Below are 26453 nucleotides of genomic sequence, written 5' to 3' on the forward strand. Positions count from 1 at the left end.
CAAAAACTGTATTGGGTTTTATTGTATATCACTGTATCTGTTTTGCTTTGTGAATACTATATAAGATAAAACCCAATACAGAAAAGTGTGTATAGCAGTGAATAAGGATGTCAAAATGAAGATCATTACTCAAACGCCAAGATTAATCATTCGAGAGTTTAATTTAAGTGATGCCCAAGCCGTGTATGATTTTAATGCCCCCAAAGAGGTGAATTTATACACAGGAGATGCGGGCATGTGTGAAAGTGTGAATGATGCTCAAAAGATTATTACTGATATTTGGCTTAAAGAATATCAATCCATAGGTTTTGGGCGCTGGGCGGTTGTGCTTAAAGAAACGGGAAAGGTTATCGGTTTTTGTGGTTTCAAAAATGAGACGCGTATTAATGAAATTGATATTGGCTACCGCTTGCACCCGGATTTTTGGGGAAGAGGATTAGCAACAGAAGCCAATAAAGCCTGTATTGAATATGCCAAACAACATATGGCGCTGAATTTCGTGGTGGGTGATGCCGTTGCAGAGAATACTGCCTCTATTAATATTTTACGTAAGTTAGGCATGCACTTTATTAAAACCTATCAAGAGAAGGATTGGTTATTACATCGCTATGGAATGAATTTAAGATAGCTTAATGTTAAAGGCTGAAATCATTTCAACACAGAGTATTGATAAGTTGATTGTAAATACACCTATTTTAGAAACAGCGAGGCTGAGATTAAATGAGACTAGGCTTGATGATAGCGAAGAGATATTCGCACTTTTCTCTACCCCAAAAGTCACGCAGTTTTATGATTTAGGTGCGTTTGAGTCAATTGAAAAAGTACGCGACTTTATTGGCGAAGAGGCGAGAAAGTAGCAGGAACAGAAGATGCTGAGGTGGGTAATTAGGGACAAATTGACTCTTGAATATTTAGGTGGGTGTGGTGTAAATCACTTTGAAAGTGAGCGGCACGTGGCTGTTATTGGTTATGAGTTACATTATGGATCATGGGGGAAGGGAATTGCTAGTGAGGTGTTAGAAAAAGTGGTCGATTTTTTATTTTCAGCAGCTTGTACACATTCGGTGAATCGTATTGAGGCCTATGTGATGCAGGGTAATATGGGATCAGAAAGGGTATTGAATAAACTGGGTTTTATCAAAGAAGCCTTATTGAGGCAGCATAGCTATTGGAAAGGGCGCTATCATGACTTATCTTTGTATGCTTTGTTGAGGGATGATTGGCATCGCGGGAGTCTGTAATGCTTTAGTATGGTTATCATTCCAGACTTGTTGGCCCAGTGGCGTGAGGTTTGTCGGATGTAGGCAATCATTAATGTCAGCACCGTGACCTTTTTCGCTGAATGTGAGATTGTTATTATCATCTGCGCTCCAGATCCAAACAAATCGACCTATGCCCAGTTTTTTTGCGGATTGAAACATGGCTTGGGTGGCCTGTGAGGTGGAAACGGATAGATTTTCTGCACCGTATTCTGTGATGATTAATGCTTGCTCATTATTTAATACACTTTGTTGAAAATGATAGAGTTTATCTTGCTTATTATCATTCCACTGCTCATAAACATGTTGACTGAATATCAGGTTGTTTAAGGGGTCCACATCAGAGGCGAGCAGGCGTGGCCCTTGAGAGAGTATGGCACTTTTTTCTATTGGCACTTTTGCACTGGACCAGTCACAGGCATCTTGTCCCCAACACCAACCTTGAACTAAGATTGGGTTGATGTTGCCTGTTTGCCGAATAGCTTGAATGAGGGTTTTATTTAAATTAAGCCAAGATATTGCTTCTTTTTTAGGATCGGAAGTTAAACTTTCTTTAGTGCCGGGTTCATTAGTGGTTTCGAACCATACGTAAGGATTATCTTTATAACGCTTGGCAAAGAAACTGTATTCTTGGGTTAACGCATCCCATTTATTTGGCCAGTAAGTGCCTATGCCGTGTCCTTTTTGCGGACTGTCCATGGCTAAATTAAAGATAACTACAATATGTTTGTTAGCGAAATCTTTTACCAGTAAGTCAAATTCCCATGTGGGGTTATACCAAAAAGTCTCAGGAAAATGAGCCACGCGAATGGCATTAAATTTCCAACAATTGACGATTGCGTTAAAGTCTTCATTACGATCCGCGAAAATATTGACCCCTTTTGTGATAAAAGGATTGCCTTGAGGGTCGAGGATAGTGTTTTTAATCACCATAAATGGCAAGCTTGATACAGGAAAGCTGATGAAGCACAAGAGAGTAAGCATCATTGAGTTCATAGAAAGAGCGAGTATGTTATAATACGTTTGCGCTATCCTTTTGAACATAATGACTGATTTTACCAAGAAGTGGTAATTTGCACTCCGGCATTCACACCGAATGTGTCATCTTCATAGGCATCCCCACCAATGTCATCTGCTTTATAGTCTTCTGACCAAGCTGCGAAGGTAATAAAGCTTCTAAGCTGAGTATTAAGGCCAAGTTGCATAAAAGGATCAATTGTGAATTTGGTGACTATGCCGTCTCTTGTGGCCGTTCTAAGCTGATCGGAACTCACATAATCCATGCCCAGCTCAAATTGTAAGCCAAAGATATCGTCAAACATATAAGTGGGCCGCACGCCAAAGGAGTACCAGTTACGAATACTGCCATAAGTGGGATCTATGTTGCCATTTCTATCGTGTTGATAGATCCCCAATGTGATTAATGACCATTTAGGTGTTAATGGAATGGTAAAAAAATCTAATATGCGAAGGCTTCGAGCTTCATTTAAATCATAAATATTGGGGGTGACATTTTCGCCCGAAAGCGTTAGTTGGTCTGTACCCGCTCTAAAATTAGAGGATGTCCCTATGCCATACATGGCGGCAAAGGTATTTTCTCCACCAAAAAAGTGATCGTTAAAATTAAAAAAACCAATGCCAAAGCCTGAAGCCGCTTTTGTTTGGTAAGAATAGGTATCGCCATTGGAAGAGTCATAGGCCTCGGCGTTGCCGCCACGATCGTAAGAGGCATTGAGCCAGATCATGCTGTGGGTTTTACCCAATGGAATATTATGAATTTGTACATCTAGATTGCTTTTAGATAATATTCCATCGTTGCTGCCTAGATAATCTGATGTTGAATCAGCAGGAATATCCGGCCCGCCAATAAAGGCCACATTGAGTTTGACCGTCTCCCCTAAGGCGATATTTTCAGCGCCTGCACCCACGCCACTCATATCGAGAAAATAAAAGTCATTGAGTAAAGATTCATCAAGGCGATAGTAGCGCTGTCCACCCCATACTTGAGCATCGGGATCTGAGGTAAACATGTTTGCCCCAGAAACAAAAGATTCGGCGATATAAAGATGATTAACATTGCTACTATAGGGAGCGGAAGAAGGAGGAGAGTAAAAATACGCTAATCGTACTTGAGCTTCCCAATAAGGATCAATGGGCTTGTCTAAAATACTACTGTTGTAGCCCAAGATTAACTCGCCGTAGGTATCTGCTTCATTACCTAAACGGTATTTTGTGGGGCTAGGAACATCGGGATTTCGAAAGGCGGTCATGCTATTCCCTAGCTTATTGACGCCATAACCTGAACGAAAGTAGCCACCGTAAATAAAATGCTCCACAGAGGTTAATTTATCCGGATAAGCAGAAGACTGACTCGCTTCTTGAGTCATGTTTTCATCATCTTCTTGTTTCTTTGTCTCTTTGTTGTACTGTTGGCCTGAGTCAGCAGTAACAAGTTTATTTTCTTGTTGGCTGTCGGCTGTTTTAATGGAAGAGGAGTTTTGTTGGTTTTGTTTTGTTTCAAGTGCGGCTTTTTGTTCTAGTGCCTTGAGTTGTTCAGCTATTTTGGCCATCTGTTGTTGATATTGCTGTTGAATCGATTTCATGTCAGCTTTGAGCTGCTGTAGCTGTTCTTCTGACGTCAAAGTTTGAGTCTCTTTGGCTAACAGAGTCGATGAAAAGAAAGTGAGGGGGGAAAATAGTAGCACGGATAGTATTACAGGTTTTAAATCCTTGTTTGTCATTATGGATCCTTGCTTGAAAAGCGCGCTAGCAAGTATGGTTAGGGATGTAAATACTCAACGGCCCATTTTGCTAACACTCAGTTATGTTTGAAAATCTTGACTGTTTATAATCCTAGTGAATAAGTAATAGAACAGCAATTTTTGCAAAAATTACTATGCTTTAGTCTAGGTTTTAGAGTAAAAAATTAAGATTATTGGTTTTGTGATAGTGATAGTGATAGTGATAGTGATAGTGATAGGAAGATAGGGATAGATTACGCTTTGTGATGAGTTGATGGTATGAAATATAAAAGAGAAGAATAAAACAATTCAAGGTTTTTCAAAGAGGTTGGAGACTATCATATTAGGTCTGAGCTAGTACAATTTAGATGGGCTTCGATTAGAGTCTTTGTTTGGTGTTTATAGTGTTCTGATGATATCGATATCGTCATTCTATTTTTTAAATCTGTAGGATCTGAAACCGGAAAGTATTCGCCTGTTATCATTGAGTTATACCTTAGATACTTCAATATGCAGAGTTCAGTGGGAATGGAACGTTTTTAGTCAAGGTCATTCATTGCTCCTGCATAAATGGCATTTAATTTTGTAAGCGGATCATATTGGTATTGTCGTAGACACCGCTACAACTGCCATTGGTACGAATTCTCACCTTTTTATTGGCCATTAAAGCCGCGAGGGCAGTGCTATACATGGTTTGGCCCTGAAATTTACTCATATCCCAAGCAACATAGCCATTATCACAATTGCTTTTAGAGACCCAATTTTCACAAGGTTTGATAAAAGCGATATTAGAGTCATTCATGGCCTGAATTTCACAAACTTCGATGACGTAATCGGCAGCAAAGGAGCTGATAGGCAGTAATAATAAGGTCGCCGCAGTTAAATATTTCATAGTGGTTCCGTTTTAAAAGAATAATTTTTATTATAGGCGAAGAGTAATCACAATATAGGGTCAGTGAGTAGGCAGAGAAGAAAAGTTAACAAAACCCTTGAGTAATTAATAACGTCACCGATAAATTTTATTTATCGGTAAGTTAACAACTGGTCTCCCCACAGGGACTCGAACCCCGATCGATCGCTTAGGAGGCGACTGCTCTATCCTGTTGAGCTATAGGGAGACGCCATTGATTATACTGATTTTTATGCTGATGAAAAGGCTTTAAATTTAATTGCTTGAATATTGAACGCTTAGCGGCTTATTATGCTCTTTTTATTTGAGGATCAGATCGTTTATCTGAATATTACTCATGGCGTCTTGTGGGGATAAATGGGACTTTGCAATATTTTCGCTTACTTGATCTATAGTGATTTGAACGTCACTGTCTACTGCCGTTATACGTTCTATATTTATGCGATCTTGCATTTGATTTTGCAGTACCAGTCGAAAGTTATCGCCGACTTTAACGCCATTTCGTCTACCGAGGTTAATGAGAATTTTATTGCCATAACGGGCAATCACTTGTCCAATAACCGGACGGCATGCCAGTGTATGATCAAGGTCGTGGCTCACCTGAGATAAAACAGTGTCAATATTTTGACCATAATCACTTTGCCAAAAGGTTTGGCTTGCCGAGTCAACTTGAGCGGTTAGGCTAAATTCCCATTCTGCTTCACTTTCATAACGCTTTTGCCAAATGCGTTCTCCGCTGATCCCATGATATAGGCTGAGGGTAATGACAAATTGGCGATTCGGTGAGGTTTCCCACAAGCCGAAAATATAGCGCGGATTATCGGTGGCGATATTGTTAATACTGGGGATCAACAGATATTGGCTATTGGTTATTGTGTTAAGCCAGTTTGGGATTCGAGTGCTGTGAGTGGAGGACAATGAAGGGGAGAAATCGAGGCGCTCCTTTGAATATGTTAGGGCAAATCCGTGTTGCAAATTAAGGTTGAGCTTTTGGGTGAGTCGCTGGGAAAGGTGCTGTTCAAAATGGCCTATTTGTCCATAGCGCAACTGACTTCTGTCGTGAATTTGTGCTTGTGGTACCAAAATACTGGCTTTGATGCTTGAATGGCAGGCAGGAACGGCAGATGTTTGCGCAAGCTCTGGTTGAGCTGAGCTTGCATGACAAAATAAGCTTAATACTAGTAGGCATGGAGTGATGAATTGAGTTAACTGAGTGAACAATATCGGCCTCGTTATTGCTAGTGTCTGTTTATTTAGTACCTGCTTGCGTGCCTGTCTGCACACTTACCTGATTTAAATAAGCAATATGTATGCCGTCGTTAAGTAAAACACAATGAATGACATTCACTCAAGTTATGGGCCTCTTAGCCGATATTCTAGAATCGCTATAATGATTTTATGAATGTAAGGACTGATTTTCATGCTGAAAATTGATAAGGCGAATAGTCGAGCTTGGCAGCGTCAGTTGAAGCGCTTTTTAGGTTTGTCTCTTTATGGTGTATTGTTTACTTTTATCGGTTGCAGTAGTCATGAGGGGAATACTTTTGCCGATCATACCGCTACGGATATCACTCATATACCGCTAACTCAGAACAGGTCCTTTGATAAACAGAGTTTTCATGCTTTTGCGTCACAAATAGCGAATTTATTGGATGAGCTGGTGGTGTTTAATCAAGGTTTACCCGAAGCACAGCTTATTGTGGTGGCAACTCCCGTATTGTTAAGTGAACTCACCAAAACCAATGCTGTGGGGTTGGCATTGCAAGACAGTTTAATGACAGGGTTACAGCAAAGAGCATTTACTGTGATAGATGCCAATATGAGTCCTAAATTGAAAGTGACGTCAGCGGGTGATTTTATGTTGACGCGAGATTGGAGGCAATTATCTTCGTCTTTAATGGTTGATCATGCGCTAGTCTCGACGATGATCTTAACGCCTGAAGGTTTGATATTGAATGCGCGATTATTGCATATTTCGAGTCAACGGGTAATGTCTTCAGCACAAACTTTTTTTAGCCATGATGAACTGGCGGGGGTGATGACGCTAGAGCAAACAAGATCACAGCAAGCATTGGCGCAGCAAACAGCGCCAAAAGTGGAGTTGAAGACGATACGCCCATCGCAGGAGGATATTCAGCAAGGCCATCAAAAAACAAATTTAAGCCAAGTGTTAGAAAATGAGAGTGTGGAAGAAGTGGATAATGGGATCGCTTTTTTCTGACAGATATTAGGGATAAAAGACAAAGAAAACTAGTAGGATATTACAAAAGGTAAACCAAGTTAGACTTTGATGTTATTGCCCAAAGAAGACAAGGTTGAGGTCTTGCCTTTATCATTATAAGTTAAACTCGATGCATTTCGGCTGACTTGTAATGCCTGAGAAAGACGGTTGAGACTCGCTTGATTGAATGCCACTAGATGAGCATTTTCAGTATTTAATTGCTGACACTGTGCGAGGAGCTGTTTGGATAGCTGTAACTTATGGATTAAATCAGGCTGGCTCTGCAAAAGGTTTTTTTTAGGATGATGAGCCATGTTTTGATCATGAGTCTTGATTTGGTCTAGTAGTGTGGCTTTTTCACCGCAAAGGCGCAGCAATATATCAGCCTCTTTATGAAGAACAGCTTGTTTTTCCTTTGCCAATATGGCTTGCAGTTGAAGCAGCCTATCATGTTGTAACTCCAGCAATGAGTCTAAGGCTTCCATTATAATGTCTCTTCGTTCAGTTTAGTTTTTGTATTTTAGCCAAGTTCATTTTCAAAACTCGCAATGTTTTTAGCCAGTTTTTCAGGATCGACTTTATAATGCCCCTCACTGATAGCCAGTTTGATGGCCTCAATTTTTGCCTTATCTATTTCAGGTAATTGAGAAAGATTGGATTGAGCGCCCTGCACTTGTTGCGCTTGAGAGGTGATAGATACTGAATCCGCAGGTGCAGTGCGGATTTGTTGAGACTGAGCTGTTTTGGGGTCAGTATTTTTATGGCCGAATAATGGCGATATTGTACTCTTGTGACTTAGTGTGTGTTTAATATCAATGGCCATTTTTTATTCCAAATGAGAAAGGCACTACCGAATACTGAGGTTATCGGCCAGTTCCGTGATAGCTTTAGGGCTATTTTAAAGTCTGATAGTGACTTGAGCAATGCCGGAGACATAAGCATTGACTTTTTTTTGAGTGTATCGGTTGCTGATAGCTATGGCGTCGCCCAGATTACCGTCATTAAGGGCTGTTCCTTGTGTTTTAATGTTAAGGCTGCCAGTACGGGCGATAATGGTAACAGTGTCACCTTCACAGATCAGGCAAAAATGATTGTCAAATAAGGGGGTATTAGCTGGCACACGCCGCTTGAGGCGAGCGCCAATGACATGGTTAAGTTTAATTTGTTGTTGTCCTCGTAAATGGCTTTTTTCTATATAGGCAATATCGACATCCTTTTCATCAATAATCTGAGCTGCACCTAATAATCGTTTACTCACTACAACGGGAAATAAGATATCAACCCGTACGTTTAGAAAAAGCTGCCAAGGGTAATCGAGCTCAGGACTGACACAAGTGATTTTCACCGTATTATTACGTTTAATGTCTCTATTGCTGGCAAGACTTGCTTTGAGGGGACCTGAACAAGCAGGAATATATTGTGCTGAGTGTATTGCTTGTGGTGTGATTTTTACTTTCGCTCCGTTTGGTACAACAATTTTTTTCTCTATTGCCGCTATAGCTATAGTAGTTAAGGCCGATAAAGTAGGAGTTGCCGCAATATTGTTGCCAATAGCGAATTTAGGTAGTAAAAGAAAAAGAAGAAAGATACAATATTTAACTTTCATAATCAATATATTAGCTCTATCTTTAAGTCAATGTCCAAAGCGTCATTATTTTGACTTAAATGAAATTAGGCGCTTTTGTGTTTTGGGGCAATATCCTTTGTAAGCAATTAATATGCCCGTTTATGAGTCCTGTTTAGTTTTCCATGCATGGTATGCATGATGAGGCTTTAACTTAAACGCTATGAGTAAGTTGAGCACAGATCCATAAGAATAAGGTTTACTTTATGTCACGCATTCTCGACTCTGTAAATAAACGTACCCAATTGGTGGGGCAAAATCGATTAGAGCTCTTGTTATTTAAGCTAAATGGTAGGCAAAGGTTTGGCATTAATGTTTTTAAAGTTAAAGAAGTACTGCAATGCCCTAAACTGACGAGTTTACCGAAACTCAACAATAATATTCGTGGTGTAGCACACATTCGTGGTGTGACGATTTCGGTGATTGATTTGAGTGCGGCAACAGGTGGACGCCCCATTGAAGATACCTCAGGCTGCTTCATTATTATTTCTGAATATAATCGAAGTGTACAAGGTTTTTTGGTGCGCTCCGTTGAACGTATCATTAATATGAATTGGGAAAGTATCATGCCTCCGCCTCAAGGTACAGGGCGCTATTCTTATTTGACTGCGGTGACGGAAATTGACAGTGAACTGGTTGAAATTTTAGATGTGGAAAAAATTCTCGATGAAGTTTCCCCTGCTAATACCAATATCAGTAAAGAGCTGGATGAACAACTCACTATCGATAAGAACAAGCATTATCATATTATGGTGATTGATGATTCTTCTGTGGCCCGTAAACAGATCATCAGGGCGCTATCGGCATTGGATTTGCAAATTGATACGGCAAAAGATGGAAAAGAGGCGTTAAATAAATTAAAAAATATTGCTGCTGGCATGGATAACGTCGCCAATGAAATTCCATTGATTATTTCTGATATTGAAATGCCAGAAATGGATGGTTATACCTTAACGGCAGAAATTCGAGATGATCCAAAATTAAAGGACATTAAGGTGGTTTTACATACTTCTCTCAGTGGCGTCTTCAATCAAGCCATGGTTGAGAAAGTGGGAGCGGATGACTTCATTGCTAAGTTTAATCCTGATGAATTAGCTGGCGCAGTCAATAAGCATCTAAGTGTTTAATTTAGAATTGAGTAATATCATAGTGTTTTGACTTGTATTTTGGAAAGCGCTGGGGTATAACCCAGCGCAATTGTTATGATTTTTAATGTTCCCTTGCTATTCATCTAGGATGTAAACTTGCCAAATAAATCACTTGAACACCTTGAGTATAACCAGTTTAGGCTTTTTTTAGAGCAACATAGTGGCATCGTATTAGGGGAAAATAAACAGTATCTGGTTCGCAGTCGATTGGCGCCATTAATGGGGAAATACAATCTGCCTTCTTTATCGGATGTGGTGAGGCATTCAATGAAGCCTGCGGCAAGACAATTACGCATTGAGGTCATTGATGCAATGACAACGAATGAGACTTTGTGGTTTAGAGATAACTACCCATTTGAATTGTTGCAAAATCACTTGCTGCCTCAATATATGCGCCTAGGGCGGCCATTAAAAATCTGGTCTGCGGCATGCTCTTCGGGCCAAGAACCTTATTCTTTGGCTATGTCAGTGCTTGAGTATCAGCAAAAAAGCTTAAGCCGTTTACCCTTTAACTGTGATATTCTGGCAACGGATCTCTCTCCCACTATGTTAGAGAAGTCTAAGTTGGGCGTATATGACAATTTAGCACTTGGTAGAGGGTTATCGGAGAGCAGAAAACAACGCTTTTTTGATCCTGTGACTGACAGGGCTGAATTAGCCCTAGCTGCAGGGGGGAGCCGTTTTCAGTCAAGTTCAAATACTGGAAAAATGGCTATAAAAGAAGCTGTTAAACGTATGGTAAACTTTAGAGCTCATAATTTACTTGATAATTACAGTTTATTAGGGAAGTTTGACATTATTTTCTGTCGTAATGTGCTCATTTATTTTTCACCTGAATCGAAACAAAAAATATTACGGCAATTTGCGACAGTATTAAATTCAAAAGGGATTTTATTTTTAGGCGCATCTGAGTCTATTTCTGGGCTCAGTGAAGAATTTAGCATGGTACGCTGTCATCCCGGTATCTATTATCAAAAACGGTATTGATGTCATATTTTTTAATTGTCATTTTATCAGTTCATCATTACTTAAGCTTTTAATATCCATTTGACTATTTTAGTGGTTAAGAGGGTTTTAGTGGTTAAGAAGAGGGATTAATGTATTTAATGATATTGTGTGTATATGATTTATTTTGTTAAAATCTAGTTGTTAACTTAAACTTTTATTATTTTATTTAAGTGATTTTATTTAGGTGGTTTTATTTAAGTGTGCTCATTTTAGTCAATGTGTATATTGGGTTTTATTTTTTCCACCTTAATCGATTTGATTTTACTTCTTAATCGAATGAGTAATAAATTAAAATATGAAGTTGGTTACCTTTTATCTATAATTCAAATACAAATTTTATCATTTCATTTTAAATATTTTTATTTTTTCACTGTGGTTTTCGTTATTTTCATTTGGTTTTGTCAGTGTTTGTAAATGTGTTCACTGAAAAAGTAATGTGTGTTGAATTATAATAATAATAATGTCTAATTTAGCTTTAAGTATTATTTTTTGGCTTATTTTTACTTTATCTTAACTGTGATTACCTCTATTTAGGTTATGTTTTTAAATGATTTTTTATTATTGAATGCTATTTTTGAATATTGCTCAGTCTTAAGTTGAACTTAAGCTGAATGAATTCAGGTTAAGATTATATTAAGTTCATTTTTATTTGAAACTTAAAATAATGCTGGGATAATAAAAAATATTATTATTTTAGTCTTTATTTTATTGAGTCGAGAGGAATGGTAAGCATAAAATATTGGATAACAATAAATAGTCAGTAATAAGTAGTCAGTGAGTTTGAAAGGTAAAACGTCATGGCATTATGACTTTACTTTTTATTAAGTAAAGTACTTCTTATGTCAAGAATTCAAATTTTTTAATTAATACTGTTGTTATTTAATTAAGTATTTAAGATTGCTTCTATGGGTATATCAAATTTAAATGATATCCATAGTGGGGGTATATCAGTTACTTTTTGAGTATCAACAAGAGGTTATTTTGATGAAACCATCCATTAGAACATTACTTTACTTGTCATTATTTGCATTGTCTTCGCAATTGGTGGCTTGTGGCGGTAGTGATAGCGATAGCAGTACTTCAAGCGACAGTAGTTCAACAGACAGTAGTGATTCTTCAAGTGATAGTGGTGATGAGAGTGCGACAACCAGTGTCACATTAACGCCTGCTTTAAGCCCCAATCCTCTATCCAGCGAAGGTCAGGGGGTGATTACCATCACGGCCGATACTGTTCCGTCAAGTGATACTGTGGTTTCCGCTACTGAAAGTGATAACTTACTGACTTTTAGTGACTCGACTTGTACTATTAGCACGAGTGCGACCAGTTGTACGATTTCTGTTACCGCAGCTAGTGTGGACGATGACACGACAAAATCAGGTACAGTGACATTTAGTACTGATAACAGTGATGCATCAATTTCATCATTGAGCTTTAGTATTGAAGGAGACAGCAGTAGTTCTTCGAATGACTCAGAGACGAGTACTCCCTTTGTGATGGCTTATTATCCTAATTATGCGGGTTATGATAATAATAATACGAGTTCAAGTGAAGTGTCTTCTGAAGATCCTTGTAAGGATGCGGGTTACTATATTGCTCAAGCGTCTTATAATGTTCCCGGTATTGAAGAAGAAGGCAATTATGTCGGTTACCCAGCCTGTAATAAAGGCAGTAACTCATCAGCCAACAATGGTACCACTGAAAATCAGCATTTCGAAGATATGTTAGAGGGCTTAACAGCGGTTAACTACGGTTTCTTCTTACCAGAAAGTGACGGTACCTTCACATTTAATGATCCTTGGACGGATCAAAAGCTGACAGACTATGACACTGGTGGTCTATGTGATACCTCGAAAGAAGGTTCTGAAGTGTGTTACTACGATTCAACTCAAGGGACGAGTGGTACAGCAGCAGAATTAACCCGTACTGACGGTTATGAAAACTGCTGGGAATATGTTTGTTATGGTGCATTTTCGGCTTTCACTGATTTACAAAATGAGGCGGGCACATTAAAACATTATATTGCTATTGGTGGTTGGACGTACCTGTCTTATATGGATCGTTTAGTGTCATCAAATGGAACGAGTATCAGCTCAACAAATATTGAGAACTTTTTAAAGGTTGCGAAGCATTTAAAAGCTAATGGTGTGGATGGCATTGATTTAGACATAGAGTTTAATGATCCCGCTACAGATTATGCGAGCAGTCTCTTGTTCCAAGCCTTGGCTGATAATGCGACAAATAATGCAAATGGCCAAAGCTTAGTTGAGCAGATAAAAGATTTGGGCTTAGAAGTGTCTATCACTATTCAAGCAACGCCTGGTATGTTGCAAGGCTTGATGGGGAACGATGGGAGCGATAGCAGTTACAACTATATTCAATCATGGTTTGATCAAGGCTTAGATCATTTTAACCTGATGACTTATGACTTCCATGGTAATTTTGATTACGGAACGGATAATTACACTGGCTTTAACAGCAACTTGTTTAGCTATAACAGTGGGACTTATAGTGATCCTTTCGCTTTATATACCGATCCTGTAACAGGTGAAGATGCTGATTTCTCTATTGACGGTTCTCTTAAATATTTAAACGCAGGTAATGATGCTGAGAGCTTAAGCAGCTGGAATCGTCTGAGTTCGACGGATTTACTTAAAGTCAATATAGGATTAGCGGCTTATGGGCGTGCTTATAGCGGTGTGACTATCGATACAGATATGGATCCTGACAGCACAGGACTTTATCAGTCCATCTCAAATGCGGCTATTTTACCTGGTGATCAAGACAGTGCGACATGTTCAACGGATCCTAGCAGTAGTGATGCATGTAATGGCATGTTCTCATACAATTACTTATTAAATGACATGTTAACCAATGGTTTTACCGCTAAGGATTGGACCTATTACGATTCAGTGACTCAGGAAACCTATGCCATTGGTTCAACGATGTTTAAAGCGAGCGCATTTACACCGACGACTTCTTCAACGGTTTATGATACGGTGAATAATGTGACGGCTGTTGCACCAAGTAGTGCTTATCCTTCGTCAGTAACCAATTCATTTGTGGCTTATACATCGGCTAATGTTGCAAAATCTTATGGTACATATGCGAAGAAGAAGGGCTTAGGTGGCGTCATCATGTGGACTATCAATGGTGATGTGTCTTATAAAGAGGATCAGAGTAATTCGCTCATCTATAACTTTGAACAAGGTTATAATTCGGCCAATTAATAGTGATTAACTCCTTGCATAGTTAATGGTTTGTTCAATTTAAAGCAGGAGGAGCGATAACCGCTCTTCCTGATTTTTCATTGACTAACAAGACTCAGTTGCTATTGATGGTTTAGCTTAATAGCGCAATACGTTCTTCTTTTTCTTCTTTTGAAATGAGATCCATTTCATATTGCTTTTCAATTTTACGAATTTCAATAAAGTTATTCAGTCGCTTTTTGGCTTTAAGGAGTTTTTCTGTATGCTCTTCTTTAGAAATCACATCCATTTTTAAGGCTTTATCCAATTTCGCTTGCTCTTCATCAAATTCATTTTGAAAAACAGCTTTTTCTTGCATGATGAGTTGATCTTTTAAGGCTTTTTCTATTTCAATGGCCTCGCTTTCCAGTTGTGCTTTTTTATCCAATTTTGGCGCGATTTGAATGAGCGTCTCTTGCACGCCAAACTCAAAACTCTGCCCTGTCTTGGCGACATGTTCAATGTATTTTTTCCCGATGGCTTTGTAAGCAAACTCCAAATCACCATCAATAGAAGCTATTTCGCCTTTAATGGCAACCAATTTGCTGTTTTCTTTAGAGGAGGTTAGCACGTTGCCTGCAAGCTTAGAGGTGGTGGCACTGACGCCGTCACTTAAATTTGTCACTTGTGCTTTCATTTTGTTCAAAAAACCCATAATGCATTTCCGTATTTAATATTATGTCAGCTATGGAGCAAGTGAATATTATGCCTATTTCGACTCGTTCCATGAGATTTTGTAGATGTAATAGCGCCGCCATAATAAGCGACAAATTTAAGGGAATATTAAATAGCGAGTGTGAAAAAATAAAAAAGAGTTGGGAAGTCAATGTCATGGCAAACTTGAGTTGAGTGTCGAATTCCCTTTCGTTTTCATTTATTCAATTATGCTATCTATTGATACCACCATCCTGAATATGGATGCATATTAATACAATTGTTAATTTTTGTCTATTGTTTTTCTTTTATATGCTCAATGCAATCAGCTTCAATAAGATGAATAAGGCGTTGAGTGTGACGAGCTTTGATATCAAGTGTTATCCAGCCATCTGTGCCTAATATATCAAGGGTGTCAATTTGCAGCTTAGTGGAGCCTGTATCTGTGACAGTTTTGCCTGTGAGTTTGAAAATGCCATTAGGGGTATGTATTCGAGTAATGTTAAAAGCGGGCATGAAAGATCCCTTTTGTATCATTTTTTATTCTTATTGACTGAGTTAGTTTGCTTGCTTTATAAGCTGATGTCAAATAAACGAGTGAAGGAATAATGGGTTAGCGACTGTATTGTTTATTGTATTGCGTTAATCCGAGTTGTTAGGCACTAAACGTGTTGTCCACCATTGATATGGATCTCTGCTCCATTAACGTAACTTGATGGACTGGTACAGAGAAAGTAAATGGTTTTCGCCACTTCTTCGGTGGTACCGAGTCGTCGTAGTGGAATAGAGTTTAGAAGTTTGTCTGTGCCGGGTGAGAGAATAGCGGTATCTATTTCGCCAGGTGCAATGGCATTGACGCGAATGCCATGGGGGCCAAAATCTGCCGCCATTTCTCTAGTGAGGGAGGCAAGTGCCGCTTTTGAACTGGCATAGGCCGCGCCAGCAAAAGGGTGTACTCGACTGCCTGCGATAGAGGTGACGTTTACAATGGCCCCTTGTGTCATTTTTAATTCGTCAAATAGACCTCGAGCTAAAAGAATAGGGGCAAAGAAATTAACTTGAAACACTTCTTGCCAAAGAGACAAGTCGGTATTGAGTGTACTTAAACGCTCACCCTGTGTATTTTTAGGGCTGATCCCAGCATTATTAATCAGCGCTTCCAGCTGACTGTTTCCTTTAATCAGTCGTTTTTTTATCTCATGGATGGCTTTGTCTATATTATCAGGCGAATTTAAGTCTACTTGAATATGATCATCGCTCCCTGATGGCCAAGGGCATTTGCTTGAAAAAGGGTGCCGTGAACAAGTGATCACTCGATAGCCTTGAGAAGAAAACTGTTTAACTGTTGCATGGCCAATACCTCGACTTGCACCTGTTAGAACAATGGTTTTTTTAGGTGATTGAAGATTCGAATCTGTGCTCATATACAATATGTCGGTATGCTTATCTGTAGAAATTTTATACTAGCTAGAAATGCGTGAAGTGTCGATCATTTTAACGGGTGCTGATAGGTGTGATTTGAAAAATTCATTGGAATGAACCAAAGTTATGTTAAATTTCATTCTGGTTGGTATATTTTATGTTTATTACTGATCGTCACATTGTGATCACTGGTGCCGCTAGTGGAGTTGGTTTAGGTATTGCTCAGTATTGTTTACAGAATAAGGCGGCACAACTTTTTTTGCTAGATTGTGATTTCGATGGGCATACAAATCATCAATTAATTGATATGTACGCCGCTGAGAAAAACGTCAATTTGATTCCTCTTGATATTCGCGATGATTCTGCTGTTAAGGCCTTGTCAAATAAACTGTCTCAGCAAGTACCTTGTATCGATATGGTGATAAATTGTGCAGGAGTGTCAGGGCCTTTTGGCGCGGTATGGGAAGTGCCAAAGGAGCAAGTGGATTGGACATTAGCGGTTAACTTAACGGGGACAGTGAATATTGCTCGTCATTTTTTGCCTTTGCTTCAAGCATCGACACATGATAGACCTTGTTTTGTCAGTGTTTCTTCTCATTTAGGCTTAGTGACAAAGGCGCATTTATTTAGTTATCAAATGGCTAAGCATGCTGTTGTGGCTTTTACCGAAGCCCTTCAACAAGACTGTCAGTTGTTACATCCTTCTATTCAATTTGCTATTTTTTTTCCTTATTTTGTCAAATCCAATTTAGCGAATTCAGGTCGACACTTAGCAAAGTACCAGAAAAATCTGTATATTGCTTCGAGTGCCAAAAATTTTTTTCAAGGGATTGCGACAGCAACGGAGAAAGGAATAGAGCCAATAGAGGCGGCAAAGATATTATTTGACGGATTAGAAAATAAAGCGTTTTATATTTTCACTGATGAGCAAACTTTGCAAGATTTTCAGCAAAGAGTGAACGGCATATTGAAAGAGGCGTTTTTAGGGTAATTTTTCTTTAATGTGACCACTAATACAAAAGCGTCCTTGTTGAAACTCATTACTCTCTAATATCACTGGGCTAACGGCATGGTAAAATCCGCTTGGAATAAAGAGAATGCTATTATTGATTGGCGTAATTCGAGTGAATTGGCTTTGAGAAAAGGTTTTATTTTTATCAAAGTTGGTATCAAAAAGTAATAAATCGCCACCGGTAAAGTTTTTATCACTGAAATTAAAATAATATAAAAAGGCAATTTTTCGATTGGGAATGAGTTTATCATCAGTATGAGCTTTGAAGTAAAAATCATTTAAATGAATCGATATTTTCATTTCTAAACTGTAAATTTTAAAATCGGGAATGCTCATTTTTGATATGATTGTTGGAAATATATTCAATATCTTATCTTTCATTAGCGTAATAATGGGATTGTTCTCTCCTTTTAAATTAATCACTAATGTCTTACGTTTAGTAAAGTTGACACTGCCTGCGTTACACGAATAGTTGCAGTATTCTTGATGTTCTCTAGTATAATCTAATACTTGTTGGTGTTGCTCTTTATTGAGGAAGTGATGTTTTTGTACGAACTCAGCTGGAAGCAATTCAGGAATATTTCGATGATCGCCTGCGAGATCTAACCCTGAAAAAATAGCGTTGGCCCGTGTAAAATAAGTGTCATTAGGGAGCAGTTTATGTATCTCTTTACAGTATTTTTTCGCTTTTTTTAGATTACCCGCTTTTCGATACATGAGTTGTAATGAGTTAAAAAAATCAACCTTATCTTTAAATTGGCTGTAATTTTCCTTAAGACGCTTAAGCTTATTTTTGAGGTATTTTTTATTTTCATATTTTTTGGCTTCTTCATAATATTGAGGATAATCAAAGACGCGTTGCTTGTTTTGTAGTTTATGATAAAGATCATTGATTTTATCATAGTGTGCTTTTAAAAGTGACAAAGCTATTTCTGACTCTATGGTGTTTTTTTCTTCAAATGGTTCACCCTTATTTTTAGAATAATATTGCGATCGGCTTAGCATGATATTGATATCATTTGATGTTAGATCTTTAATATGAAAATGAGGCAAGATGATTTGAGCACAGGCACTTGGCATGTCGTGATGATCAATACAGATAATCTCTTCTGTTGGAATATCAAGTGCGAGTTGCATCATACTGGATAGCTTTGTGGTACATTCGTTGATGAGGGCTTGTTTATTGCCATCATTGCGACTTTTAAGCCAGCCAGCAGGGTGCCTAAGATGAGATTGAATGACTTCGCTTGGTGTTCGATACATGAAAATGGCTTTCATGTGTGGATAAATGCGTTTAAAAAGCGAAAAAGAATAGACATTCCAGCTGCTGAGTTTAAAGACAACATATTGCTCATTTAGCTGAAAAATAAATGTATTTATGATCTTCTCTAAGATCTGCTGCTTACGTGTGTCAGTAAACTCTTGTGTGGCCAGTACTTTATTGATAATAGCGGGCTCGGCGATCACAGTTATTTTGTTGATTTCCGATAACATTTGTGCGGCTAGGGTGGAGCCACAGCGAGATAAATGAAAAATGATATTGGGTGTGGTTTTCGCTTTTTTAATATCAACCACAGAGCGATGAAGGCTTAGTGTGGGCTGGCTTGATTTAGGCTGGCTTGCAGATAGTAGCTCATTCAACAGGCTAGATTGGTATTTTTTGCCATTAGCGATAGCCGTTTTAATGGTATGTTTAAAAAATGGCTCTATGATTTCATTGGGGCTAATTTCTAACCATTTTAGGTTCCACTGATTGTTTTCTTTTATAATATCAACAGGAAGAAGAGCCATAGATCACACCAAGAATAAATTAAACGCATCTTGTTTAGTTATAGTCTATTAGGCTATTGATTGTGCTTTTTTTGAATATCTCTCCTTAATTTTCTTAACACTCTTATAAAAACTTATGTTTTTTATATGTTTTTTTGTTTCTTATTGCTTGCATAATAGTAAAAAATTCTGATTGAAATCGTCTGTATTAGCGACAAGGCTAAGTTGGGTTTCATACTCATGACTGAGGTATTTAACATTTTTTATACATATGCTGAAGGGAGCGTTGATGCTATGGCTTATATCTGATTAAGCTCATGATGCAGATAAAGCGCGATGATCGATCAATTCATTTGAATCGAATATTAATAAAATCAGGCTTTTTATTATCATAGCGCTGATCTGCCGGAGGTATTACAAATGAAGCCCTTTACGCCAGTTTTTCAACTTAACGCCTTGATGGCATCAATGACATTGTGTTTTTCAGTCTGGGCCAATGACGACCCTGTGGTTGAAGAAGAACAACAAGTATCAACCACATCCAGTATAGAAAAGACTGCGTCAATTGAGAGCAGCACAACTGAAGTGGAAACCAGCACATCGACTAATGACTATAATCGCGATCCTCATAAGACGAATAATGACCCTATTTTTGAAGCAGATGACGATGATGTTTCAGTAGAAGAAACGTTTATCGAACAAGAATCTGCGTCAAGTGAGACAAAAGAGGGCAGCACAGCAGAAGCAGACGCTAGCACATCGACTAATGACTATAATCGCGATCCTCATAAGACAAATAATGACCCTATTCTTGAAGTAGATGACGACGATGTTTCAGCGGATGAGACGGTCATCGATCAGCAAGTTGCGCCAGCTGAGATAAAAGAAGGCAGCACAGTTGAAGAAGATGCCAGCACATCGGCAGGTGATAATACTTATGATCCCCATAAGACAAAGAATAATGAACCCATTAATAATGAAAATGAACTTATTAATGATGCCGATGATGACAGTGGCAGCGAGGATATTCCAGTTCTTGACGCTGATGATAACACTGCCAGTGATGATACTGTCAGTGATGATATTTTCCCAGGAGAAGACGATACGGCAGTAGAGCCTGTAGCGGCAAGCTTAGATAGCAGTATTAGCACTGGCGCGGCATTAGGCTTGATGTTTAATGGTAACAATCAATATGGTGTGATAAGCACTAATGGCGCTTTTGATCCCACTCAGTCTTTTACGGTTGAGACTTGGTTTAAAACGGATTCATTGGCTAATAAACAGCATATTGTTCAGCAGCAGGATGGCAGTGGCACAGGTAGAACCATCATAGGGATAAGAACATCGGGTCAAGTATACAGTTACTTAGGCGGCAGTAATTTAAATAGTAGCGTGAATATTCAAGCTGGAGACTGGCATCATGTGGCGGTAAGCTTTGACTCTGCTTCGAGGCAACTTTCTATGTTACTCGATGGCGTCGAGGTAGCGACGAGAACTGTTGACAGCAATAATAAGCGTGGCATGGAGTTTTCCGATGGCGACTTGGTGTTAGGCGCCAATAAAAAATTATCAGGTAGCTTTTTTACTGGGCTAATGGATGAAACGCGAGTTTGGCAAAGAGCATTAACACAGGCGGAACTGCAAGTGGGTAAGCACATGAGTGTCGATCCTGCTGATCCTGATCTACTCATGCATTTCACCTATGATGAAGCCATAAGATCAGAGGTGCAAAATAACTGGAATAATGATGATAGGTGGAGTAAAGCAACTTATACCCTTGACTACCTCTATGATAATGCCGATTTTTACAGATTGGCTCTTTATAATGGTGTTGAAGCAACAGAGAGTCGAAACCATGCGCTATTACTGGATGGTGATGGTGACTATGTGGAAATCCCTCATGCCGATACCCTAAATATGAATGCGTTTACCGTACAAGCTTGGGTCTATTTAGATAAAAACAGTGAGGGCGATTACCGCAACATAGTCGCGAAAAAACCGGGTACGGGTACCCTACAGGGCTGGGTACTTAGATTAAGAGACACGTTAGTACCAGAATTTTTTATGGCGGATGGCAGGTCAACTTTAAAAGTGACAGGCAATAGTGTACTGGAAAAGCAGACTTGGTATCATCTAGCGGCGAGCATCACCTCAGGTACATCTAAAGCGGAGAATACGGCCACGCTTTATGTCAATGGCGTAAAGGTTGCTAGTAAATCATCGTATAATTCAACATCTAAAAAAGCATTTGATGTTAACTCTGATGCCCCCTTACGCTTAGGCACTTGGAGTGGCGATATTGATAATGCCGATTATTTTATGGGACAGATGGATGGCGTCGCCATGTGGAATACGGTCATGGCTGAGAATGATTTTATCTTAGATCGAACAGTCAGTCTTACAGGCAGCGATAACTTAGTGGCTTATTACCCCTTTGAATCGACGCAACTCAATGACTTTAGTGGTAACCAGCATGATGGGCAGTACTTTGGTGATGCGGTGACAACCACGCATGCGTTAGATAATCACCTATCTGGCGAAGGTGAGCTCATTGGCTACCTTGCCAACCCCGATAGTCTAGAAATAGAGGTAGTGCAAGCCCCTAGTCAAGGTAACTTAGTGATGGAAGCCGTTGCAGATAAAGTGATTCAATTTACTTTTACGCCAACAACACAGAAAACGAATAAATGGAATGACCGCTACAATACTGTCACAGACTCGTTTGACTATCGGTTTATTCACCCAGCGGGTGACTTTAGTGTGTCGGAACGGGTAAGTCTAGTGTCAGAGTATAACTTAAGCAGTGAAACGAATGATGAAACTACGATTTCTGAATGCTGCGTTGACGCTTGGGTGGCGACGGGTACAGAATATCAAGTGGGTGATATTGTGTATCATGATGGCAAGACATGGGAAGCTCAAGATAGAGGACTTGGCTTAGAGTTAGGGGAGCCAGGCACAACATCAGAATATTATTGGGTAGAAGTCGATTCACCTTGCCCAGATAGCGATAACACGAGTGTTGCAGTTTGCCCTGTGGATGATTGTAGCGTCGATGAATGGGCGGCGACAACAGAGTACTCGAGAGGTGATATTGTTATGTATGAAGGTAAAACATGGGAAGCTCAAGATAGTGGATTAGGTTTGGAATTGCCTCTTCCAGGTGCTTCTTGGTATGAAGTAGTATGGATTGAAGTCGAGTCACCTTGCACAGATGGCACTGTCAATTAGTGTAATAATCAAAGGAATTTGACACTCTGACTATTCAGAAATTGTTTTTCATAAATGAATCAAAAACCAGCAATATTATTGCTGGTTTTTTTATGTTTATTGCTTATTACCTTTTTATTTTTATTACCATATATGTATGAGGTTTGAATAAGATTCACCGACTTTCTTTGATGAATCGACCATGATCAGTTTTGAGTGAGTTGGCCTTGTTATTCGTTTTTTCAACTTGTGAGATGAAAGTGTTATTCAAAACTGCATTTGGTTTAGCCTATGCCTGTTTAATATCGAAATAGGTGAGCATTCTTGTGCTGATTACCTTTAGCAGCTTATATGCAGAATATGAATAAATTGACAGTGACTCTATGGTGCTAAGACTTAATAGTGAGATTATGAGTGTTAAATATACTTTTTTCCTAGGTGGGTTTCATACTCACGATTGAGGATTTTAACATTTTTTATACATATGCTGTAGGGAGCGTTGCTGCAATGGCTTACTACCTGACTTAAGCAAATGATGCAGATAAAGCGCGATGGTATATCCATTCATTTTAATTGGTGATTAATCAATCTATTGATGATTAACGCGCTGATCTACCGGAGGCATTGCAAATGAAACCTTTGACACCCATGTTTAAATTAAACGCCTTGATGGCATCTATGACCCTGTGTTTTTCTGTGTGGGCTAATGACGAAGCAGTAGTAGAAGAGCTTAAAGTAAAAGAGGTAAAAAGTTCCAAAAGCATGCAGGCAAGTAATAATACGGGGAGTGGATCACAGCTTGATCCCGTTTCATTAGAAGGTGTTAAAACTGGTGAACTTAATATTCCTTCCCTACATGAGCACATTATTGATGCAGATGATGATGACACGGTAGAAGACATTGTTATTAATAAGGAAGAGGCGCCTACTTTTACACTAGATGCGAGTGATGTAAATAGCGCAGATGATGAGCCAGTAGAAGAAGTTGTTATTGGTAAGGAAGAGGCGCCTACTTTTACACTAGATGCGAGTGATGTGAATAGCGCAGATGATGAGCCAGTAGAAGAAGTTGTTATTGGTAAGGAAGAGGCACCTATTTTAATATCAGATCCCAGTGACGTGAATGTAGGGGAGCATTTAGGTGAGGAACATGCTCATTCGAATGAAGACGAGTTTTCTTTTGGTGGTGTGGCCTATGAGTGCAGTGATGCTGTCGAGGCCGATGATGATGGTTTTACTGATGATATTCCTCTTACCAATGATCCTTTTGTCTGTTCTCAGGAGAATTTAGATGAGATTAATGTGCAGCAGGCTTGGGATCACACCACTGGGGATCAGACTGTGATTGTGGGGATTATCGGTCAAGGTGTTGATTATGATCATGATGACTTAAAAGCCAATATGTGGACGAATGCCAATGAACGGAAGGCAAGAAACGCAAAGCAAAAAGATTATGACAGAAACGGTTATCCTAACGATGTTCATGGATATGATGCGGTAAATGATGATGGTGATCCGCTTGATTTAGATCTCACTGCGGAGAATGATTATATGGCCTATGGATCTGCCGTTGCGGGAGTGATTGGTGCGGCAGGGAACAATAATCTTGGCATCGCAGGCATTAACTGGAATGTGAGCATGATAGCCTGTCAAGCCAAAGAGTGGAATAGCCAGCTGCCTGATATGGCGCAATATGCCGAGGTGGATCATCTCATTGCCTGTGTCGATTATTTTGTTGCACTCAAAGAGAATGAAGGCGTGGATATCAAAGCGATCAACATGTCGTTAGGTATGGATGATTATGATGATAATTTGAAATATGCCATTGACCGAGCGACAGAGGCAGGCATGCTCATTGTGGCTGCTGCTGGGGATAACGCTGGCAGTGTAGCAACTAATGAAGAAACAGAATGTAATATTAATGATTTGATCGATTTAAGTGAGTATCAAACTAAGCAAGAGGCTGAGTCTAATCCTTATCTTGTTTGGAATAGAGGTCGTGTTGAATACGTAGAAGGGCTGACCTGCGATGATATTGTCACCGATGAAATCAATGACACTAGTTCAGACATAGCCGTAACCCCTTTCTACCCCGCCAGTTTTAATCATGAAGCCATTATATCAGTCACATCTGTGGATGATTATGGTGAAGTGTCAAGTTTCGCTAATTGGAGTGTCGCTGATGTTGATCTCGCAGCCCCTGGAGAGGCTATTTTTTCAACGGCGCAGCTTGGTGATGAACAACATGGATATCAATATTTTTCTGGTACTTCGATGGCTGCGGCACATGTGACTGGCGCGGCGGCGTTATTGTGGTCTTTTGATTCGAATGTGACTGCTGCTGAAATGAAGCAAATATTAATGGATTCGGTCGATTCGATAGAGAGTTTACAAGACAAAACAGTATCAGGTGGCCGTTTAAATGTGGGTAATGCTCTAGAGCGCTTAATGGACAGTAATGAGCCAGATCCCGTCGCATTTCCTGTTGAAATTATTCAGACTAAGATAAATCGTAAAGGGAAATATGTGACGCAGTTTTCTTGGCAGGGAGCAGAAGCAGATGATTCGAATCGTAATAATTGGCGTGATAACTCGCGTAATAATTCACGTGATAACTCAAGTAATAACAGTCAAAACGTAAAAAACATTGAGATCTATCGTGATAACGTTTTAGTTAAAACTACGATTGACGATGGTCTCGCCAAACATAAATTTACCAGTGATGAGTTAGTCGCCAGTACTGAGTATAAAGTGTGTCACCTTGATATGGGTTGCTCTGCGCCATTGATGGCCAGTTTTGACGTTCCAAGCGAGAGTGACGAGCCTATTGTCGTCGACGTACTCTGGTCTAAAATCAATAAGAGAGGCCAATATGTGACCAAACTGAGTTGGTCAGGCCCTGATACCGAAAAAGTCGATATTTACAAAGACGGTGACCGAGTCAAAACCACCCAAAATGATGGCATGGCTAAACATAAGTTTATTCCAAATGATGTGCCTGTTACCAGTGCCGTTTATCAGGTATGTGTAAAAGGGACAAGTTATTGCTCTGAGCCATTGACCGCTTATTTTGAACATTCTGACGGCACAACAGATACATCGACGCAAAGTCAAAATAATGGAGGAAGAGGGTATTAAACTGGCTGCATATTGCGACATGATAGTAGATATGATAGCGGTTTTAACAAGGTAAAAGGTAAACAAAACCAGTGGCCAGTGGATATATACCACCCACTGGTTTTTTGTTTTATTGATAAGTTAGCGATGAACTTGTTGCCTTTTTGATGTAACTATCTGTACAATTTTTTTAAAAGGATAGTGATAAAATTTGCTAACAGGGTATAGATGTTGGAAAAGCAGAATTACAGTGAAGAATACGATGGACTCAAGGACGTGATTAAAAAGGGAGCAGTGTGCTTATTGTTTTTTTAGTTTTAGTCGCTTTGTCTATTTTTTGGTTATATTTTGATGTATTCAATGGGCATTGTATCGGGCTTGATTGTTTATCTAAAGCGTCCAGTGATTGGGCTAGCTTTGGTGGCTTATTAGGTGGCATTTTTACTGTTGTTATTGCAGTGGCAACCATATCGACTTTTTTATTATTAATTAAAGAACAAGAGCATGTAGCGAAGGCAAATGTTGAAACAGCAACTTTTCAGACAAAGATGCTCAAGCAAATGAAAACCCAAACAGTTGCAATGCAAACTCACAATCTTGAAATGATCAACAAGCAAGCCGAAATAATTAACACATTACAATCCCATAATGCATTGCAAAAACAAACTCTAGAATTAAAAAATAAAATGGCTATCAGAGAGGAATATCAGCAAGTTAAAGCGATATTTTTAATAGGGTTAGGCGAGTTATAAAATAAATATAGTGGTTATTATTTTAAAAATCCACACGAATTATTTACTCGATTTTTTGGCAGTATGGCTAAAACCGTTGATCAAGGTGAACTTCGGATTGTTCAAGATACATTGACTGAATTAAAAAAGAGCTTAATAAGTTAACTGGGCTGGCTAGTGAATTTAATCGTAGCCAACACTTTGTTAATGACGAAGGAAAAGAATTCATTAGATACGTAGTAGCATTAACCAGCCTTGTTGATCAAATAGCTGCTTGAGATACAGCTATAGCAAGGTTTTCCTAGTTTTATTTCGTTGCCTGTCGAACAGGCATACCTAGCCCAATAACTTTGTTCATCGCCTTGACGCCAGCCAACGCT

At 39.1% G+C, this 26453-nt stretch carries 22 protein-coding genes and 1 tRNA gene; 11 read left to right on the forward strand and 12 right to left on the reverse strand.

Going from position 1 to position 26453, the window contains the following annotated elements:
* Positions 1-115 precede the first annotated feature (115 nt).
* Genes Q0791_RS06865 through Q0791_RS06875 form a run of 3 tightly spaced genes read left to right on the forward strand, consistent with a single transcriptional unit; the run spans position 116 to position 1241 of the window.
* Entirely contained in the window at positions 116-628 is a 513-nt protein-coding gene (locus Q0791_RS06865) for a GNAT family N-acetyltransferase (protein ID WP_299004113.1), read from the forward strand.
* Between the two features lie 4 nt (positions 629-632).
* The gene (locus tag Q0791_RS06870; protein WP_299004115.1) at positions 633-857 is read left to right on the forward strand and encodes a hypothetical protein; all 225 of its coding nucleotides are present in this window, start codon (positions 633-635) and stop codon (positions 855-857) included.
* Between the two features lie 12 nt (positions 858-869).
* Positions 870-1241, forward strand: coding sequence for a GNAT family protein (locus Q0791_RS06875; RefSeq protein WP_299004117.1), 372 nt, complete (start codon positions 870-872; stop codon positions 1239-1241).
* Here Q0791_RS06875 and Q0791_RS06880 read toward each other — a convergent pair.
* The 5 genes from Q0791_RS06880 to Q0791_RS06900 all read right to left on the reverse strand — a co-directional run bounded on the left by Q0791_RS06880 (position 1191) and on the right by Q0791_RS06900 (position 6131).
* Entirely contained in the window at positions 1191-2246 is a 1056-nt protein-coding gene (locus tag Q0791_RS06880; protein ID WP_299004119.1) for a cellulase family glycosylhydrolase, read from the reverse strand. The two genes, Q0791_RS06875 and Q0791_RS06880, sit on opposite strands and share 51 nt — an antisense overlap.
* Before the next feature lie 68 nt (positions 2247-2314).
* The gene (locus Q0791_RS06885; RefSeq protein ID WP_299004121.1) at positions 2315-4000 is read right to left on the reverse strand and encodes a carbohydrate porin; all 1686 of its coding nucleotides are present in this window, start codon (positions 3998-4000) and stop codon (positions 2315-2317) included.
* 577 nt (positions 4001-4577) lie between these two features.
* Positions 4578-4892, reverse strand: a complete 315-nt coding sequence (locus Q0791_RS06890) for a hypothetical protein (RefSeq protein WP_299004123.1) — start codon at positions 4890-4892, stop codon at positions 4578-4580.
* A 150-nt stretch (positions 4893-5042) separates the two neighbouring features.
* Positions 5043-5118, reverse strand: a tRNA-Arg gene (locus tag Q0791_RS06895).
* A gap of 92 nt (positions 5119-5210) precedes the next feature.
* Positions 5211-6131 carry a flagella assembly protein FlgT middle domain-containing protein gene (locus tag Q0791_RS06900; protein ID WP_299004125.1) on the reverse strand — a complete coding sequence of 307 codons (921 nt, stop codon included), beginning with the start codon at positions 6129-6131 and terminating at the stop codon, positions 5211-5213.
* 199 nt (positions 6132-6330) lie between these two features.
* On the opposite strand from Q0791_RS06900, the gene Q0791_RS06905 reads away from it, so the two are divergent.
* The gene (locus Q0791_RS06905; RefSeq protein WP_299004127.1) at positions 6331-7131 is read left to right on the forward strand and encodes a FlgO family outer membrane protein; all 801 of its coding nucleotides are present in this window, start codon (positions 6331-6333) and stop codon (positions 7129-7131) included.
* A gap of 59 nt (positions 7132-7190) precedes the next feature.
* On the opposite strand, the gene flgN is transcribed toward Q0791_RS06905, so the two are convergent.
* From flgN to flgA, 3 genes are all read right to left on the reverse strand, one after another.
* On the reverse strand, positions 7191-7616 hold the full coding sequence (gene flgN / locus Q0791_RS06910) for a flagellar export chaperone FlgN (RefSeq protein ID WP_299004129.1): 426 nt from the start codon (positions 7614-7616) through the stop codon (positions 7191-7193).
* A gap of 35 nt (positions 7617-7651) precedes the next feature.
* The gene (flgM, locus tag Q0791_RS06915) at positions 7652-7954 is read right to left on the reverse strand and encodes a flagellar biosynthesis anti-sigma factor FlgM (protein ID WP_299004131.1); all 303 of its coding nucleotides are present in this window, start codon (positions 7952-7954) and stop codon (positions 7652-7654) included.
* Between the two features lie 75 nt (positions 7955-8029).
* Positions 8030-8737 (reverse strand): flagellar basal body P-ring formation chaperone FlgA, encoded by a 708-nt coding sequence (flgA, locus tag Q0791_RS06920; RefSeq protein WP_299004132.1) that lies wholly within the window; start codon positions 8735-8737, stop codon positions 8030-8032.
* Between the two features lie 224 nt (positions 8738-8961).
* On the opposite strand from flgA, the gene Q0791_RS06925 reads away from it, so the two are divergent.
* The 3 genes from Q0791_RS06925 to Q0791_RS06935 all read left to right on the forward strand — a co-directional run bounded on the left by Q0791_RS06925 (position 8962) and on the right by Q0791_RS06935 (position 14139).
* On the forward strand, positions 8962-9882 hold the full coding sequence (locus Q0791_RS06925) for a chemotaxis protein CheV (RefSeq protein ID WP_299004134.1): 921 nt from the start codon (positions 8962-8964) through the stop codon (positions 9880-9882).
* A 117-nt stretch (positions 9883-9999) separates the two neighbouring features.
* Entirely contained in the window at positions 10000-10890 is an 891-nt protein-coding gene (locus tag Q0791_RS06930; RefSeq protein ID WP_299004136.1) for a protein-glutamate O-methyltransferase CheR, read from the forward strand.
* A gap of 1005 nt (positions 10891-11895) precedes the next feature.
* The gene (locus tag Q0791_RS06935; protein WP_299004138.1) at positions 11896-14139 is read left to right on the forward strand and encodes a glycoside hydrolase family 18 protein; all 2244 of its coding nucleotides are present in this window, start codon (positions 11896-11898) and stop codon (positions 14137-14139) included.
* Between the two features lie 112 nt (positions 14140-14251).
* Here Q0791_RS06935 and Q0791_RS06940 read toward each other — a convergent pair whose 3' ends face one another.
* The 3 genes from Q0791_RS06940 to Q0791_RS06950 form a co-directional block, all read right to left on the reverse strand.
* Positions 14252-14812, reverse strand: a complete 561-nt coding sequence (locus Q0791_RS06940) for a hypothetical protein (RefSeq protein WP_299004140.1) — start codon at positions 14810-14812, stop codon at positions 14252-14254.
* A gap of 293 nt (positions 14813-15105) precedes the next feature.
* On the reverse strand, positions 15106-15327 hold the full coding sequence (locus tag Q0791_RS06945) for a hypothetical protein (protein ID WP_299004142.1): 222 nt from the start codon (positions 15325-15327) through the stop codon (positions 15106-15108).
* 146 nt (positions 15328-15473) lie between these two features.
* Entirely contained in the window at positions 15474-16235 is a 762-nt protein-coding gene (locus Q0791_RS06950; protein WP_299004143.1) for an SDR family oxidoreductase, read from the reverse strand.
* Between the two features lie 155 nt (positions 16236-16390).
* Here Q0791_RS06950 and Q0791_RS06955 point away from each other — a divergent pair, with 155 nt between their 5' ends.
* On the forward strand, positions 16391-17224 hold the full coding sequence (locus Q0791_RS06955) for an SDR family NAD(P)-dependent oxidoreductase (protein WP_299004145.1): 834 nt from the start codon (positions 16391-16393) through the stop codon (positions 17222-17224).
* Here Q0791_RS06955 and Q0791_RS06960 read toward each other — a convergent pair.
* Positions 17216-19036, reverse strand: a complete 1821-nt coding sequence (locus Q0791_RS06960) for a 2OG-Fe(II) oxygenase (protein ID WP_299004147.1) — start codon at positions 19034-19036, stop codon at positions 17216-17218. The genes Q0791_RS06955 and Q0791_RS06960 overlap by 9 nt on opposite strands.
* A 399-nt stretch (positions 19037-19435) precedes the next feature.
* On the opposite strand from Q0791_RS06960, the gene Q0791_RS06965 reads away from it, so the two are divergent.
* From Q0791_RS06965 to Q0791_RS06975, 3 genes are all read left to right on the forward strand, one after another.
* Positions 19436-22246 (forward strand): LamG-like jellyroll fold domain-containing protein, encoded by a 2811-nt coding sequence (locus Q0791_RS06965; protein ID WP_299004148.1) that lies wholly within the window; start codon positions 19436-19438, stop codon positions 22244-22246.
* A gap of 609 nt (positions 22247-22855) precedes the next feature.
* Positions 22856-25363: a S8 family serine peptidase gene (locus Q0791_RS06970; protein ID WP_299004149.1), complete on the forward strand. Its 2508-nt coding sequence runs from the start codon at positions 22856-22858 to the stop codon at positions 25361-25363.
* Between the two features lie 275 nt (positions 25364-25638).
* Positions 25639-26094, forward strand: a complete 456-nt coding sequence (locus Q0791_RS06975) for a hypothetical protein (protein WP_299004152.1) — start codon at positions 25639-25641, stop codon at positions 26092-26094.
* Positions 26095-26453: the final 359 nt, after the last annotated feature.

The organism is uncultured Shewanella sp., assembly GCF_947495455.1.
In the GTDB taxonomy this organism is placed as follows: Bacteria; Pseudomonadota; Gammaproteobacteria; order Enterobacterales; family Shewanellaceae; genus Shewanella.

Bases quoted from the DNA above. Each gene is read 5' to 3' on its own strand.
- Q0791_RS06955 (WP_299004145.1), top strand. From the start codon at position 16,391: ATGTTTATTACTGATCGTCACATTGTGATCACTGGTGCCGCTAGTGGA.
- Q0791_RS06880 (WP_299004119.1), bottom strand. From the start codon at position 2,246: ATGATGCTTACTCTCTTGTGCTTCATCAGCTTTCCTGTATCAAGCTTG.
- flgN (WP_299004129.1), bottom strand. From the start codon at position 7,616: ATGGAAGCCTTAGACTCATTGCTGGAGTTACAACATGATAGGCTGCTT.
- Q0791_RS06890 (WP_299004123.1), bottom strand. From the start codon at position 4,892: ATGAAATATTTAACTGCGGCGACCTTATTATTACTGCCTATCAGCTCC.
- Q0791_RS06925 (WP_299004134.1), top strand. From the start codon at position 8,962: ATGTCACGCATTCTCGACTCTGTAAATAAACGTACCCAATTGGTGGGG.
- Q0791_RS06945 (WP_299004142.1), bottom strand. From the start codon at position 15,327: ATGCCCGCTTTTAACATTACTCGAATACATACCCCTAATGGCATTTTC.
- Q0791_RS06950 (WP_299004143.1), bottom strand. From the start codon at position 16,235: ATGAGCACAGATTCGAATCTTCAATCACCTAAAAAAACCATTGTTCTA.
- Q0791_RS06870 (WP_299004115.1), top strand. From the start codon at position 633: ATGTTAAAGGCTGAAATCATTTCAACACAGAGTATTGATAAGTTGATT.
- Q0791_RS06940 (WP_299004140.1), bottom strand. From the start codon at position 14,812: ATGGGTTTTTTGAACAAAATGAAAGCACAAGTGACAAATTTAAGTGAC.
- Q0791_RS06970 (WP_299004149.1), top strand. From the start codon at position 22,856: ATGAAACCTTTGACACCCATGTTTAAATTAAACGCCTTGATGGCATCT.
- Q0791_RS06865 (WP_299004113.1), top strand. From the start codon at position 116: ATGAAGATCATTACTCAAACGCCAAGATTAATCATTCGAGAGTTTAAT.
- Q0791_RS06875 (WP_299004117.1), top strand. From the start codon at position 870: ATGCTGAGGTGGGTAATTAGGGACAAATTGACTCTTGAATATTTAGGT.
- Q0791_RS06935 (WP_299004138.1), top strand. From the start codon at position 11,896: ATGAAACCATCCATTAGAACATTACTTTACTTGTCATTATTTGCATTG.
- Q0791_RS06965 (WP_299004148.1), top strand. From the start codon at position 19,436: ATGAAGCCCTTTACGCCAGTTTTTCAACTTAACGCCTTGATGGCATCA.
- Q0791_RS06905 (WP_299004127.1), top strand. From the start codon at position 6,331: ATGCTGAAAATTGATAAGGCGAATAGTCGAGCTTGGCAGCGTCAGTTG.
- Q0791_RS06885 (WP_299004121.1), bottom strand. From the start codon at position 4,000: ATGACAAACAAGGATTTAAAACCTGTAATACTATCCGTGCTACTATTT.
- Q0791_RS06960 (WP_299004147.1), bottom strand. From the start codon at position 19,036: ATGGCTCTTCTTCCTGTTGATATTATAAAAGAAAACAATCAGTGGAAC.
- flgM (WP_299004131.1), bottom strand. From the start codon at position 7,954: ATGGCCATTGATATTAAACACACACTAAGTCACAAGAGTACAATATCG.
- flgA (WP_299004132.1), bottom strand. From the start codon at position 8,737: ATGAAAGTTAAATATTGTATCTTTCTTCTTTTTCTTTTACTACCTAAA.